Below are 14358 nucleotides of genomic sequence, written 5' to 3'. Positions count from 1 at the left end.
GTGGCCCCCGCCCCTCCCTCTGCCTAACGGCTCCGGCTCAGTACATGCCGCCCATGCCGCCCGCGCCGCCCGCGGGGGCGGCCGGCTTGTCTTCCTTCTTCTCGACGACCAGCGCCTCGGTCGTGAGCAGGAGGCCGGCGATGGACGCCGCGTTCTGGAGCGCCGTGCGCGTGACCTTCGTCGGGTCGATGACACCCGCCTGCACCAGGTCCTCGTACGTGTCCGTGAGCGCGTTGTAGCCGTACGTGTTCGCCTGCGCGCCGCGCACCTTCTCGAGGACGATGGAGCCCTCGTTGCCGGCGTTCTGGACGATCATGCGGAGCGGCTCCTCGATCGCGCGGCGGATGATCTGCACGCCGATCTGCTCGTCGCTCTCCTCGAACTTCAGGCCGTCGAGCGCACGCTGCGCGCGCACGAGCGCGACGCCGCCGCCCGGGACGATTCCCTCTTCCACGGCCGCGCGGGTCGCGTGCAGCGCGTCCTCGACGCGGGCCTTCTTCTCCTTCATCTCCGCCTCGGTCGCCGCACCGACGTTGATCACGGCGACGCCGCCGGCGAGCTTCGCGAGACGCTCCTGGAGCTTCTCCTTGTCGTAGTCCGACGTGCTCTTGTCGACCGCGGCGCGGATCTCCTTGATGCGGCCCTGGATGTTGTCCTGCGAGCCGGCGCCGTCGATGATCGTCGTGTTGTCCTTGTCGACGACGATGCGCTTCGCGCGGCCGAGGTCCGAGAGGACCGCGTTCTCGAGCTTGAAGCCGACTTCCTCGGAGATGACCTGCCCGTTCGTGAGGACCGCGATGTCCTGCAGCATCGCCTTGCGGCGATCACCGAAGCCCGGGGCCTTCACCGCGACCACGCGCAGCGTGCCGCGCAGCTTGTTGACGACGAGCGTGGCGAGCGCCTCGCCCTCGACGTCCTCGGCGATGATGAGCAGCGGACGGCCGCTCTGCGCGACCTTCTCGAGGACCGGGAGCAGGTCCTTCATCGAGGAGATCTTCTTGTCGTGGATCAGGATGACGGCGTCCTCGAGGACGGCCTCCATCTTGTCCGGATCCGTGACGAAGTACGGCGAGAGATAGCCGCGGTCGAACTGCATGCCGTCGACCGTCTCGAGCGTGGTGTCGAGGCCGCGGGCCTCCTCCACGGTGATGACGCCGTCCTTGCCGACCTTCTCCATCGCCTCGGCGATGAGATCCCCGATCTCCTTGTCGTTGTTCGCCGAGATGGCGCCGACCTGCGCGATCTCCTTCTTGCCGGCGGTGGGGACGGAGATCTTCTTGAGCTCCTCGATGATCGCCTGCACGGCCTTGTCGATGCCGCGCTTCAAGGCCATCGGGTTCGCGCCGGCCGTCACGTTCTTCAGGCCCTCGCGGAAGATCGCCTGGGCGAGCACGGTCGCCGTCGTGGTGCCGTCACCCGCGTTGTCGCTGGTCTTCGTCGCGACCTCCTTCACCATCTGGGCGCCCATGTTCTCGAGCGGATCGGTCAGCTCGATCTCCTTGGCGACCGTGACGCCGTCCTTGGTCACGGTGGGGGCGCCGAACTTCTTGTCGATGACGACGTTCCGGCCCTTCGGCCCGAGCGTGACCTTCACCGCCTCGGCGAGCTGGTCGACGCCGCGCTTCAGCGCCGCGCGCGCCTCGGTGTTGAAATGCAGTTCCTTCGCAGCCATGGCTCTCGTTCCTCGTATGTGAAGTGCTCAGCGCAGCGTCAGCCGACGATCGCCAGGACGTCGGACTCGCGGAGGATCAGGTACTGCTCGCCGTCGATGGTGACCTCGGTGCCGCTGTACTTCCCGTAGAGCACCTTGTCGCCGACCTTGACGTCCATCGGGATCCGCTGGCCGCCCTTCTCGTCGAACTTGCCCGGGCCGGCGGCGATGATCTCCCCCTGCTGCGGCTTCTCCTTCGCGGTATCCGGGATGTACAGCCCGCCCCGCATCGTCTCGGTCTCTTCGAGCGCCTTGACGACGACACGGTCGGCGAGCGGCTTCAGCGCGACGGCATTCTTCGTGGCCATTGCTTGCGCCTCTCCGATTGGTAGTGAGGGTCGTGTGCCTGCTATTAGCACTCACGCTGCGTGAGTGCCAACGCAGCGGCGAAACTACACGCCGGAGCGGTCAGCGTCAAGTTCGGTCGACGCCACCGTCCGGCGCGCTAAGTCTCTGCTATATAAAGCCTTATGCCGGGCGATCCCGCCATCCCGGCGGATCCGCGCCGACCTCGTCGGTCAGTGCGACAGCCGCGGCCCCGTCGCCCGCTGCCGGCGTGGCAGACGCCCGCGCAGGATCGCCGCCGGCACCGCGAGGCAGTAGCCGGCGACGAGCAGGATCGCCGCGACGGCGTTGCCCCCGAGCGCGAGGTCGGCGAACCCGCCGACCAGCGTGAGCGCGGCGATGATCGGCAGCCAGTGGTCGCGCATCGGTCGCGTCAGATCGTGTCGCCGACCGCGCGGGCCGGTGCGAGCGCCAGCGTGTCCGCGAGGAAGCCGCGCGCCGCCGCCCGTGCCGCCCCGACCCATTGCGAGTCGTCGACGACGAACCCGAAGCGATGCCGTCCACCGCGCAACGGCACGTCGGCCGCCCACGCGCCGCCACGCCGGCGCAGCTCCACGGCGCGGGCGCCCCACCCGGTGAAGTCGCCGACGAGCGCGACGCGCGACGCCGCCGGCGCCTCGAGCGCGAAGCGAACCATGCGCACCGTGTCGCGGATCGCGAGGACGATCGCGTTGTCGAGCAGCGAGTCGCGGATGACGGACGGGCGCACGACAGACTCCTCGCGGTTCGCCGGCCGCATGCCGATGCCGCGCTGCCCACCGAGCGCGCCGAGCCACCCGACGGCCAGCGTGAGACACGCGGCGAGCATCGCGCCCGCCGGCGACAGCGTGCCGCGCCGGAGCGCCCACCGCGGGCGCATCGGGCGGAGCGAGAGGAGCCGGGAGCGGAGGTGACCGCGGCGCGGCGCCGGCGCGTCGCGCACGGCGTCCATGATCGCGGCCACGGCGGCGTCGCGCCCTCCCCCGCGGGCCGGACGCACGTCGCGGCGGAGCGCCGCGGTGAGCGACGGGGGGAGCGTCTCGAGGTCGTCGTGCGCGTCAAACATGGTTCGTCTCCGTGAGCATCGCGCGAAGGCGCTTGCACGCCCGTTGAACGCGCATCTTGAGCGCCGAGACGCCGACGCCGGTCACCGCGGCCATCTCGTCGTAGGTCATGTCCTCGGCGAACTTCAGCACCACCGCCTCGCGCTGGTCGGCGTCGAGGCGAGAGAGCGCGCGCTGCAGTTCCTCGCGCGTCGCCTCGCGGTCGGCCGGATGCTCCTCGGCCGGCTCGCCGTCACCCTGCTCGATCCAGGCGCGCTCGTGGAGCGCCTGCACCCCGCGCCGCCGCGCACCCAGCGTGCGGCACTGGTTGACCACGATGCGGAACAGCCACGCGCTGAACTTGTCGCGCTCCTGGTAGGCGCCGAGGTGCCGGTAGGCGCGCAACAGCGCGTCCTGGACCGCGTCCTCGGCGTCGCCGCCCGCACCCAGCAGGTGCGTGGCGAGCCGCAGACAGCGGTCGTAGTACCGGTCGACCAGGATCTTGAACGCCTCCGCGTCGCCCTCGAGGACGAGCCGTACGGCGTCCGCGTCTGTCGTCGTCATGCCGGAGTAACTCGTCGGGGCGACGGAGCGTCACACCCGCTGAAGGAAGACCCGTCCGCGAGGACGAGAGAGCCGTGCCGGACCGCCTCCACCCGCCCCGCCGCCGTCTCCACCCGGAGCTCGCCGGCCGCCGAGATGCCGACCACCCGCCCGGCGAGCGGCGCGCTCACCGTACGGCCGACCGCCACGTCGCGATTCGCGAACGCCTCCAGCTCCGCCGAGTCGAGCGGCCCACGCCGGGCAGCAGCCTGCCGCAGCGCCGGCACGAGCGCCCGCAGCACGCTCGGCCGCCGGGTCCCGCCGCGCAAGTGCCCCGCACCGGGTACGTCCTCGGGCGGGCGGACGTTCATGCCGAACCCGATCGCCACCCATTCCGGCCGCCCATCGCGCCAGCGGGCCTCGACGAGCAGGCCGGCGAGCTTGCCGGCGGCGACGTACAGGTCGTTCGGCCACTTCAGGCACACGCGTCCATCGGCGAACGGCTCGACCGCGGCGGCGGCGGCGAGCCCCAACCGCAGCGACAGCACCTCGATCGCGGACGCGTCGTCCGGGCGCTCGACGAGCGTGAGCCAGATGCCGCCACCGGCGCGCGACGCCCACCGTCGTCCGGCCCGCCCGCGTCCGGCACTCTGCGCGTCGGCGAGGACCAGCGTGCCGGCCGGGGCACCGCGCGCCGCGGCCGCGTGCGCGACGTCCATCGTCGACGAGACGTCGGAGAAGAGCAGGAGCCGCGGGACGTCGAGGCTCCGCGCGAGCGCGTCCGCCGACTCGCCGTCGTACGACGGCGCGACGACGTCAGCGGAGGAAGACAAGGAAGTACGCGACGGCGAGCACGATGCGATACCAGCCGAACGCCGCGAAGCTGTGCCGCTTGATGTAGCCGAGGAACGACTTGATCGCGAGCAGCGCCGTCACGAAGCTGACGACGAAGCCGACCGCGAGCACGTCGAAGTGGCCGAGCAGATCCTTGTATCCCTTCAGCAGCTCGAGCCCAGTCGCCGCCGCCATGGTCGGGATGGCGAGGATGAACGAGAACTCCACGATCGTGCGCTTCGACACGCCGATCGCGGAGCCGCCGACGATCGTCGCCGCGGAGCGCGAGACGCCGGGGATCATGGCGATCGACTGGAACAGCCCGATGAGCAGCGCGCGCTTGTAGGTGATCTCGCCGAAGTCCACCTCGCGTTCGTCGCTCGGCCGGAACCGCTCGAACGCGATGAGCACCAGACCGCCCACGAGCAGCGCGCCGAGCACGACGTATACGTTCCCGAGCAGGTAGCCCTTCACGATCTTGTAGACCGTCAGGCCGAGTATGCCCGTCGGGATGAACGCGACGATCGTCTTCTTCAGCAGCTCGACGTCGAGCAGCTTGCGCCAGTACAGCACCACCACCGACAGGATCGCGCCGAGCTGGATGATGATCTCGAAGCTCTTCGCGAACGGGTCGTCCGCGATGCCGAGCAGCGTGCTGGCGAGAACGAGGTGCGCGGTGGAGGAGATCGGGAGGAACTCGGTGATCCCTTCGACGATGCCGAGGATCAGCGCTTCGAGAAACGACATGCGGGACGCGGTGGGGTTTGAGCGTCAGGCGCCGACGGCGCGCTCGTAGAGCTTCTCGTACTGGCTGACGACGGCGTCCTGGGAGAAGCGCGCGCGCGCGTCGGCGGCGGCCGCGTCGCTCATCGTGCGCCACTTGTCGCCATCGCGCAGGATGCCGAGCGCCGCCTCGGCCATCGCGTCGACGTCGCCGACGGGGCACAGCTCTCCGGTCTCGCCCTCGCGGATGACCTCGAGGAGGCCGCCCGCCCGGCTGCCGACGACCGGCACGCCGGACGCGAGCGCCTCGAGCGCGCTCAGGCCGAACGACTCGCTGCGGCTCGGCAGCAGGAACAGGTTCGCGCGCGCCAGCAGCGGCGCGACCGCGTCGATCTTGCCGAGGAACTGCACGTCGCCGTCGATGCCTAACGTTCGCGCCTCCAGCTCGGCGTCCACGCGGTCCGGACCGTCGCCGACCATCACGAGCACTGCGGGCATCACCTCGCGCACGCGCGCGAAGATGCGCACGACGTCGACCACGCGCTTCACCGCGCGGAAGTTGGAGATGTGCATCAGCACCGGGATCTCCGGTGGCGCCAGCAGCGTCGCGGCGCGCGGATGCGCGGCGCGGTCGTAGACCTCGGGGTCGATGAAGTTCGGGATCACCTCGACCGAGCAGCCGGTGCAGCCGAACGCGGCGATCGTCTCGCGGCGCAGGAACTCCGAGACCGCGGTGATGCGGTCGGAGCGCTCGATCGAGAATTTCGTGATCGTCTGGTAGCTCGGATCCTGCCCGACGATGGTGATGTCGGTGCCGTGGAGCGTCGTCACGACCTTGATGTCGCGCTTGCCCACGCGCAGCATCTCGCGGGCGAGGAACGCGCTCGTCGCGTGCGGGATGGCGTAGTGGCAGTGCAGCACGTCGAGCCGATGCTCCACGATCACCTCGTGCATGCGCACGGCGAGCGCGAGGTCGTACGGCGGGAACTCGAACAGCGGATACCGGTTCACCTCCACCTCGTGGAAGTACACGCGCGGCAGGAAGCTCGGGAGCCGGAACGGCTGCTTGTAGGTGATGAAGTGCACCTCGTGGCCGCGCGCGGCGAGCGCCATGCCCAGCTCCGTGGCGAGCGCGCCGGAGCCGCCGTACGTCGGATAGCAGGTGATGCCGATGTTCATACTGGAGTGCTCCTCTGTCCGTGCAGCCACGCATCGGCGATCGCCGACGCGTCGGGGCGGAGCGGGTCGAGCCACGTCACGTCGGCGCCGTGGAGCTGATGCCGGAACCACGTGCGCTGCCGCTTCGCGTACTGTCGCGTCTCCACCACGATCCGCTCGCGCGCCACGTCGAGCGGGATCTCCCCGCGCACGTGACGACGCAGCGTCTCGTAGCCCGTGCCGTTCCAGGCGGGCGCGTCGTCGGGCACGACATCGACGAGCCCACGCACCTCGTCCGTCCAGCCGACCGCGAGCATCGCGTCCGCGCGTTCGGCGATCCGCGCGCGCAGCACCTCGCGTCCCGGATCGACCACAAGGTAGCGAAGCGCGTGGCGCGAGGTGCGCGCCGCCTCGGCGTGGAGGTCGCTGACGCGCCGCCCGGTGAGCACGGCGACCTCCACGGCGCGCAGCAGCTGCGTGCGGCCGAGGTGCGCGCGCGCGGGATCGATCGCGGCGACCCACCGGCGCAGCTCGTCCGTCGACAGCGAGTCGAGCTGCGCCTGCAGCGCGCGTCGCGCGACGGGGTCGAGCGGTGGCTCCTCGAACAGCGGCGCGGCGATCGCGCGGAGGTAGAGGCCCGTACCGCCGACGACCAGCGCGCGCCGACCGAGTGAGCGTGCGTCGTCCAGCCAGCCGTCGAACGATGCCGCCCAGCGCGCTGCCGAGTACCGCTCGACCGGTTCGGCGACGTCGACGCCGAAGTGTGGGATGCGGGACCGCTCGTCGAGCGTCGGCTTCGCGGTGCCGATGTCGAAGCCGCGATAGACCTGCCGCGAGTCGGCGCTCACGATCGCGATCGGATGCCGCTTCGCGAGACACGTCGCGAGCGCGGACTTGCCGGCCGCGGTGGGCCCGCAGATCACGTCGACGCGGATCGGCTCCGCGCTCACCGGCGGCCGAAGCGTCGGTCGACCTCGTCCCAGCCGAGCTGCACGATCGTCGAGCGGCCGTGCACGTCGTGCGCGGGAAGCGTGGTGCGGGCGAGCGCGACGAACAGCGCGCGCATCTCGTCCAGCGAGAGGGGATCGCCGGCCTTGATCGCCGCCTTGCACGCGACGGTCGCGGCGAGCCGCTCGTGGCGCGCGTGCACACCGACGTGCCGGTCGCCGGTGAGCGTGTCGAGCGTCTCGCGCAGACACCGCTCGGCGTCGAAGCGCGGGTGCGGCGTGGGGACGCTGTGGACGAGCAGCGTGTGGCCGCCGAACCCCTCGACCTCGAAGCCGAGCCGCGCGAACAGGTCGCGGTGCTCGTCGAACGCGTCGCCCTGCGCGGGACCGAGGTGCAGCGTGAGCGGAAAGAGCAGGCGCTGCGACGGCGCCTCGCCGCGCTCGAGCGCGCCCATGAACTGCTCGTAGAGCACGCGCTCGTGCGCGGAGTGCTGATCGATGAGCACCACGCCGTCGTCGCGCTCGAACAGCATGTACGTCCGCCGCAGCTGTGTGAGCGGCGGCACCGCGATCTCCTCCTCCGGCTCGCGCATCGCGGTCGCCACCGATGCCGGCGCGTCGGCCACGTCCACGTCGGCGGCGAACAACCCACCGGGCGGCGGCGCGTCGACGCGCAGCGCGGAGCGATCGACCTCGATCGGCCGCGGCGTCGCGTCCCCCAACAGGCCGCGCTGCCACGCGCGTCCGACGTCGGCTGCGCTGTCGGGGGTGCCCAACGCGCGGCGCACGGCCCGCTCCACGGCGCGCTCCACCGTCCACCGGTCGCGGAACCGGACCTCGGCCTTCGCCGGGTGGACGTTCACGTCCACCTCGTCCGCGGGGAGCGTGACGTCGAGGAACAGCGACGGGCGCACGCCGGAAGGGAGCGTCGATCGGTACGCCGCCTCGGCGGCGCGCACGATGCCGGCGTCGCGCACGGCGCGGCCGTTCACGACGAGGAACACGCGCCGCGACGCGGTGCCGACGTCCGCCGGCCGCTCGACGAGCCCGCACACGCCGATCGCTCCCGCCACGTCGTCGACGTCGACGAGCGCGTCCGCGTAGCGCGCGCCGAAGATCGCGGCGACGCGCGAGCGGAGCGACGGCGCGGCGGGCAGCGCGAGCGCGGGTCGACCGTCGTGCGTCAGCGTGAAGCGCACGTCGCGCCTAACGAGCGCCGCGGTCACGACGGCGTCGCTGATGCCGCGCCACTCGCTGCGCGTGCTGCGCATGAACTTCTCGCGCGCCGGCGCGTTGTAGAACAGCCGCGCCACGCTCACCGTCGTACCGCGACGGCGCGCCGCGTCGCGCACCTCCTGGACGGTGCCCCCCTCGGCGGTGACGCGCGTCCCTTCCCCGTCCGCCGTCGCCGTCTCGATGTCGAGGTGCGACACCGAGCAGATCGCCGGCAGCGCCTCGCCGCGGAAGCCGAAGCTGCGCACGCCGACGAGATCCTCGGCGCGGCGGATCTTGCTCGTCGCGTGGCGCGCGAGCGCGAGGACGGCGTCGTCGCGCGACATGCCGGAGCCGTCGTCGCTCACGCGCACGAGCGTGCGCCCACCCGACTCGACGACGACGTCGACCGAGGTCGCTCCGGCGTCGAGCGCGTTCTCGACGAGCTCCTTCACGACGGACGCGGGACGCTCGACGACCTCGCCGGCGGCGATCTGGTCGGCGACGGCGGACGGCAGGATGGCGATGTGCGGCACGAGGGGAAGCTAACCCCTCACGGCGCCAGCCAGATCAGTCGGTCCGACTCGATCCACCCCTGTCGGCCGCCGTCGAGCGCGACCCGCGCCCACACCGTGCGCCGGCCCGTGACGCGCGCGACGTCCGTCGCCTCGACGGGCCCCGCGACCTCCGAGCCGAGCGCCGGCTCGGCGTGGAGCGGCCCCGACACGCGCACGACCGCGAGGTCGCGCGCCGCGTGCACGCGCGCGAGCTGCGCGCAGAGCAGCGCGGACGCCGACGCGCCGAGCAGCGCCGCCGTGCCCAGCGAGCCTATGGGCCAGCTGCGTCCGCGTCCGGCGAGACGCGCCGCGCCGGCGGCGCACGCGGCCACCCACATCGCGAGGCCCGTGAGCGCGGCCCAGTCGAGCGGCAGCGGCGGCACGCCCGCGATCCAGCCGTCCTGCGAGGCCGGCAGCAGATCCAGTCGCACGCGGAGGTCGGCGGCACGCGGGTCGAGACGAATGGCGCGCTGCCAGCCGACCGCGGCGCCGACCGTGTCGCCGACCACCCAGGCCGCGGTGCCCGCATTCGCCCATGCGTCGGGCGAGCGCACCTCGGCGCGCGCGGCGGTGGTGAAGTGCAGCGCCGCCTCGGCGTAGCGCCGCGTCGCGTAGGCCGCGACGCCGCGCTCGAACTCGGTCTCCGCGCGGGCGCGCGCTGCGGCGCGTGCAGCCGTGGCGGCGGCGGCGCCGAGCGCGGCGACGAGGAGCGCACGCAGCACGATAGCCCGCCGCGCCACGCCGGCGGTGTGCAGCGCGACACGAGTGCGCGCCTCGCGATCGACCGCGGCGAGCAGCGCGTGCGCCTCGTCGGCGAGCAGCCGGCCGTCGCGCGTCGCCGATGCCGCGTCGCGCGCCTCCGAGTACGACACCGCGTCGAGCCGCCGCGCGAACGCCTCGACGGCCGTCGCCGTCTCGGGCGTGACGCCGGCGCGGCGCAGACGGCGAGTGAGCACGCCGGCGCGCGCGCTCGCCACGTCGGCCCCCGCATCGCGCAGCGCGAGCCGCTCCGCGAGCGCGCCGCCGAACAGCTGCCTCACGCGACGGACGTCGGCCGCCGTCGCACCGCGCGCGACGTCGCGGAGGCGCGCGGCCGGCGGCGGCGTCGGACGCACGCGGCGCGGTCGCCGCGCCACGACGAGCACCACCGCGGGCAGCGGGGCGAGCAGCACGATGAGCCAGAACAGCGCGCGCGACGACACCGGTGCCGCGACGGGCCCGAAGTCCACGCGACGGATCTCGAGCGCGTGCGGCGCCACGCTGTCGGAGGTCGCGGCAGCGAGCGTGCCCGGCGACACGGCGACCGGCAGCGGCGTCGACGTCGCGACATCGTACACGCGACGGTACGGGTCGAAGTACGGGTAGCGGATCGTCGGCACTTCCTGGTCGCCCGCCGTGCGCGGCGTGACGATCCAGTCGAACTCCTTCGCGCCGCGCACGAGCAGTGCGGTGGAGTCCACCGTCACGCGCTCCTCGCCCGGCACGGCCGTACCCCACGCGATCGACAGCGGCGGACGCGGGAGCAGCTTCACGTTCGCCGTGCCCTCGACGCGCAGCGTGAGCACCAGCGGGTCGCCGACGCGCGTCGTTGCCGTGTCCAGCCGCGACGACGCGCGCAGCACGCCGACCGCGCCCACCCAGTCCGACGGACGCCCGGCGAGCGGCGGCGCGACGCCGACGATCGACGCCGGCTCGGAGCGCGCGGTGTAGCTCTCCTCGCGGCTGAAGAAGCCTAACGACAGCGGCAGCGAGTACGAGAGCTGCGCCGGCGGCACGTCCGTGCGCCCCGCCTCGAGCGGAAACACCGCGCGCTGGAAGACGTGCACGTCCCACTTCTTGCCGGCGATGACGCGATCGCGCAGCGACGTGCGCCCGGCCGGCAGCTCGTAGGCGAGCAGCCCGCGGAGCTCGGGCGGGAGGAACTCCGGGTTGCGGCGCAGCCGGGTACGCACCGCCTCGTCGAGGAACACCCCGACCTGATACGTCACCTGCTGCCCGACGTAGACCGTCTCGGGCAGCGCGAGCGCGTGGAAGTTGATGCCCTTGCTCGGCTCGATGCTCGCGCGCTCGACGATCGCGGGGAGATCGCCCGACGTCGGCGGCGGACCGCGTACGGTGATCGCCCACGCCGCGGAGCGGGCGAGCGCGTCGCGCATGCCCGGCGCCGTCACGCGCGCCTCGAACGGCGCGAACGTGTAGTGGCCGGCCGCGTTCGCCGGCGGCGCGAGCACGAACCGGTGCTCGATCGTCTGCCACGCCGACCGCGCCGCGCCGCGCCTAACGGCGCCGGAGTCGACGCCGCTCACCACGTTCGCCGTGACGAGACGGAACGGCGCGAAGCTCGGCGGCACGAGGCGCACGTCGCGGCCGGCGGGCGCGGTGATCTCGACCTGCACGAGCGCCGGGTCGCGCGGGCCGATCTGCGTCGGCGCGCTGACGGTCACGCCGATCTGCGCGAGGAGGCGCAGCACGGCGAGCACGAGAGCGGCGACCGGGCTCACGTGCGCGAGCGCCGACCGGGGCGGGTCGGCGCGAGGAGGACTGCGTGGGATGTCACGCCTTCAGGTTGCAACAGTGCGCGGAACCTTACCAGTCCTTTCCGCCCGGCGGTGGCGGCGGCTGGTTCTGCTTCTGCTTCTTCCCCTGCACGTCGCGCTCGTCGCGGGCCGCCGCGTTCAGCAGCTCCTCCGCCTGCCGCTCGCCGAGGCCTCCGGCCGGCCGCGGCTGCGGCTGCGCCTGCGGCGGCGCGCCCTGCCCGCCACCGCCGCCCCCGCCGCCCCCGCCCCCCGACTGCTGCTTCTTCTTGTGCAGCGCGAGCTCGTAGTTCCACTTCGCGTCGCTGTCCGCGGGATGCGCGAGGAGCACCTGCTTGTACAGCGCGAGCGCGGCGTCGAGATCCTCCGTCGCGCCGTCGCCCTTCGTCTCGAGCCCGCGGCGGAGATGCAGCAGCCCGAGATTGAACTGCGCACGCCAGCGCACGCCGGTGTCCGGCGCCTGGCGCGCGCGGTCGAGCGCGTCGCGCGCCGGCTCCGCGGAGTCCGCGGCGAGCAGCGCGGTGCCGAAGTTGTAGACGGCGCGCGGCGTGCCGCCGGCCTTCACGCGCTCGCGATACGCGGCGAGCGCGCGCGGGAAGTCGCCGTGCTGGTAGAGCCCGAGCGCATCGTCGTCGAGTTCGCGGCGCGTGCAGCCGGAGAGCATGGGGAGCAGCGCGAACAGCAGCAGCGCCGCGGCTCGCGCGGCGGCCGGCGCCTCGCGCCGCGACGCCCGTCGCCGCGTGGAGAGCCACGCGTCGAGCAGCACCAGCAGCAGCGCGGGCGCGACGAACAGCTGGAAGCGCGGTGTGAGATCGTTGCCAGCGGCGACGGCGCGGCGCTGCGCGCGCAGGTTGCCGAGCGCGGCGCGCACCCGGGCGGCCTTGTCGGTCGCCTCGGCCGGGATGAACGTGCCGCGCCCCATCTCGGCGGCCGCGCGCAGCAGGTCGGGCACGTAGTGCGTCACGACGACGTTGCCCGACTCGTCGCGCTTCAGCGTCGTCGTGTTCCCCTCGTGCACCGGGATCGTCGTGCCCTGCGCGGTGCCGAAGCCCACGGTGACGACGATGATCCCCGCGTCCGCCGCCTGACGCGCGGCCTCGCGTACGTCGTCCTCCGCCTCGAACGCCTCGCCGTCGCTCATGACGACGATCGCGCGGTCGCCGCCGCGTCCACGCGTGCTCTGGAGCAGCTCCGTTCCCTGGCGGATCGCGCGCGCGAGCGAGCTGCCGGCCTGCCCCACGACGCTCGGGTCGAGGTTGTCGAGGAACAGGTCGATCGCGCCCTCGTCGGTGGTGAGCGGCGTGAGGATGTAGCTGCGCCCCGCGAACGCGAGCAGGGCGACGCGGTCGCCGGGCGTCATCGCGCGCAGCCGCCGCACCTCCTGCTTCATCCGCGTGAGGCGGTCGGGGCGCTCGTCGGTGGCGAGCATCGAGAGCGACGCGTCGAGCGCGAGCACGACGTCGACGCCCGACGACTGCATCTCCGACCGCTCGTTGCCCCACCGCGGCCCGGCGAGCGCGATCGCGCCGAACAGCACCGCGCCGCCGAGCCGCAGCGCACGCCACCGTGCGCCGGTCCCCGAGATCGACGGCGCGAGCCGTGAGACGAGCGGCTCGGCGCCGAGCCGCGTCACGCGCGCGCGGCGCCGCCGTGCCCACACGTATGCGAGCGCGAGCGCCGCGAGCGGCAGCACGATCGCGAGCACGAGGAGCCACGGCGCCTGGAAGTACCGGAGCCACGTCATGCCGCGTCCCTCCGCGAGGCGCGTCGCCGCTCCTCCTCGTAGCGCCGCTGCTCGTCGCTCGCGCGCCGCGCACGCGCCTCGGCCTCGGCGGCCTCGCGCTCCTCGCGCGCCTTCACGCCGCGCTCCACGTCGTCCACCACGCCGCGCGCCTCGGCGAACGCCTGCCGCGCGGCGTCCGGCCCGATGCGGACGGCGGCGAACTTCACGAGGTCCGCGAACTCGAGCAGCGCGGCGAGCCGCTCGTGCGGCACCTCCTCGCGGCCGCCGAGCGCGCGCTGCACCTCGGTCGACGTGAGCGAGCGCGCCGCGTCGGGCAGCCGCGCGGCGAGGTAGTCGCGCACCACGTCGGCGGCGAGCGCGACGAGGCGTCCGTGCTCGCCAGCCTCGACGAGACCGAGCTTCTCCAGCCGCGCGAACTCGCGCACCGCGTGGCCGTACGGGTCGTCCACCCCGCGGCGCGAGCGGCGCTTCTGCAGCCACCGCGAGACGAGCCAGCCGATGAGCGCGAGCACGATCGCCGCGGCGAGGATCCACGGCCACCACTGCAGCAGCACCGATGGCGCATCCGGCAGCGGCGCGCGCGCCGGCTTCGGCACGCGGAGCGCCGAGTCCGTGGGCAGCACGGAGCGCACGTACACGCGGTACGCGCCTAACGGGACCCGTCGCTCTCCCGCCGCGTCGCGGACCACGACGTCGGCGAGGCCTAACGGCAGCGGCCCCACGTCCCACGCCGAGACGCGATAGGTCGCGACGACGTCGATCTCGCCCGCCGGCGCGCGCACGCTGTCGACGCGGCGCGGGTCGCGCGCCTGCACCGGCCCCGACGTGTCCGGCGGCGCCGGGAACGTGACGACCGTGCCCGCGGCCGCCTGCACGCGCACCTTCACCACGAACGGGTCGCCGACGGCGACCGTGTCGGGCGTCACCGACACGCCTGCGCGCAGCCCGGGCGTGGCGCCCTGCGCGGACGCGCGCGAGGCGCCTAACGCGAGCGCGATCGCCGCGAGCAGGTGGCGGGGCGCGCGCAC

At 73.3% G+C, this 14358-nt stretch carries 13 protein-coding genes; all 13 read right to left on the bottom strand.

Features of this window, described 5'->3' with window-relative positions; genetic code table 11:
* Positions 1–37: 37 nt before the first annotated feature.
* A complete protein-coding gene (groL, locus tag J421_RS15880; protein WP_025412167.1) occupies positions 38–1672 on the bottom strand; it encodes a chaperonin GroEL in 1635 nt (544 codons plus the stop codon).
* 38 nt (positions 1673–1710) lie between these two features.
* Entirely contained in the window at positions 1711–2019 is a 309-nt protein-coding gene (gene groES / locus J421_RS15875; protein ID WP_025412166.1) for a co-chaperone GroES, read from the bottom strand.
* Positions 2020–2229: 210 nt separating this feature from the next.
* Entirely contained in the window at positions 2230–2421 is a 192-nt protein-coding gene (locus J421_RS15870) for a hypothetical protein (RefSeq protein WP_025412165.1), read from the bottom strand.
* An 8-nt stretch (positions 2422–2429) separates the two neighbouring features.
* On the bottom strand, positions 2430–3101 hold the full coding sequence (locus J421_RS34780) for an early set domain-containing protein (RefSeq protein ID WP_025412164.1): 672 nt from the start codon (positions 3099–3101) through the stop codon (positions 2430–2432).
* Complete coding sequence (locus J421_RS15860; protein ID WP_025412163.1) at positions 3094–3642, bottom strand: RNA polymerase sigma factor; 549 nt, start codon at positions 3640–3642, stop codon at positions 3094–3096. Before J421_RS15860 ends, J421_RS34780 begins: the two co-directional genes overlap by 8 nt.
* Positions 3639–4454 carry a biotin--[acetyl-CoA-carboxylase] ligase gene (locus J421_RS15855; RefSeq protein WP_025412162.1) on the bottom strand — a complete coding sequence of 272 codons (816 nt, stop codon included), beginning with the start codon at positions 4452–4454 and terminating at the stop codon, positions 3639–3641. The genes J421_RS15860 and J421_RS15855 overlap by 4 nt, the downstream gene beginning before the upstream one ends.
* Positions 4438–5202, bottom strand: a complete 765-nt coding sequence (gene uppP / locus J421_RS15850; RefSeq protein WP_025412161.1) for an undecaprenyl-diphosphatase UppP — start codon at positions 5200–5202, stop codon at positions 4438–4440. Before uppP ends, J421_RS15855 begins: the two co-directional genes overlap by 17 nt.
* Before the next feature lie 24 nt (positions 5203–5226).
* Positions 5227–6357, bottom strand: a complete 1131-nt coding sequence (bshA, locus tag J421_RS15845) for an N-acetyl-alpha-D-glucosaminyl L-malate synthase BshA (RefSeq protein WP_025412160.1) — start codon at positions 6355–6357, stop codon at positions 5227–5229.
* On the bottom strand, positions 6354–7286 hold the full coding sequence (gene miaA / locus J421_RS15840) for a tRNA (adenosine(37)-N6)-dimethylallyltransferase MiaA (protein WP_158508811.1): 933 nt from the start codon (positions 7284–7286) through the stop codon (positions 6354–6356). Before miaA ends, bshA begins: the two co-directional genes overlap by 4 nt.
* On the bottom strand, positions 7283–9031 hold the full coding sequence (mutL, locus tag J421_RS15835) for a DNA mismatch repair endonuclease MutL (RefSeq protein ID WP_025412158.1): 1749 nt from the start codon (positions 9029–9031) through the stop codon (positions 7283–7285). Before mutL ends, miaA begins: the two co-directional genes overlap by 4 nt.
* Positions 9032–9048: 17 nt before the next feature.
* Entirely contained in the window at positions 9049–11553 is a 2505-nt protein-coding gene (locus J421_RS15830; RefSeq protein ID WP_025412157.1) for a BatD family protein, read from the bottom strand.
* Positions 11554–11638: 85 nt separating this feature from the next.
* Positions 11639–13330, bottom strand: coding sequence for a VWA domain-containing protein (locus tag J421_RS15825; protein WP_025412156.1), 1692 nt, complete (start codon positions 13328–13330; stop codon positions 11639–11641).
* Positions 13327–14358 (bottom strand): hypothetical protein, encoded by a 1032-nt coding sequence (locus tag J421_RS15820; protein WP_148306352.1) that lies wholly within the window; start codon positions 14356–14358, stop codon positions 13327–13329. The genes J421_RS15825 and J421_RS15820 overlap by 4 nt, the downstream gene beginning before the upstream one ends.

It is taken from the genome of Gemmatirosa kalamazoonensis, from assembly GCF_000522985.1.
GTDB lineage: Bacteria > Gemmatimonadota > Gemmatimonadetes > Gemmatimonadales > Gemmatimonadaceae > Gemmatirosa > Gemmatirosa kalamazoonensis.
Note: the sequence above shows the minus strand (reverse complement) of the source record. Positions and strands in the feature narration are given on the sequence as shown.

What these genes read in the sequence shown, in the direction of transcription:
- groL (WP_025412167.1), bottom strand. Translation starts at nt 1,672, where the DNA reads ATGGCTGCGAAGGAACTGCATTTCAACACCGAGGCGCGCGCGGCGCTG.
- J421_RS34780 (WP_025412164.1), bottom strand. Translation starts at nt 3,101, where the DNA reads ATGTTTGACGCGCACGACGACCTCGAGACGCTCCCCCCGTCGCTCACC.
- bshA (WP_025412160.1), bottom strand. Translation starts at nt 6,357, where the DNA reads ATGAACATCGGCATCACCTGCTATCCGACGTACGGCGGCTCCGGCGCG.
- J421_RS15870 (WP_025412165.1), bottom strand. Translation starts at nt 2,421, where the DNA reads ATGCGCGACCACTGGCTGCCGATCATCGCCGCGCTCACGCTGGTCGGC.
- groES (WP_025412166.1), bottom strand. Translation starts at nt 2,019, where the DNA reads ATGGCCACGAAGAATGCCGTCGCGCTGAAGCCGCTCGCCGACCGTGTC.
- J421_RS15825 (WP_025412156.1), bottom strand. Translation starts at nt 13,330, where the DNA reads ATGACGTGGCTCCGGTACTTCCAGGCGCCGTGGCTCCTCGTGCTCGCG.
- uppP (WP_025412161.1), bottom strand. Translation starts at nt 5,202, where the DNA reads ATGTCGTTTCTCGAAGCGCTGATCCTCGGCATCGTCGAAGGGATCACC.
- J421_RS15860 (WP_025412163.1), bottom strand. Translation starts at nt 3,642, where the DNA reads ATGACGACGACAGACGCGGACGCCGTACGGCTCGTCCTCGAGGGCGAC.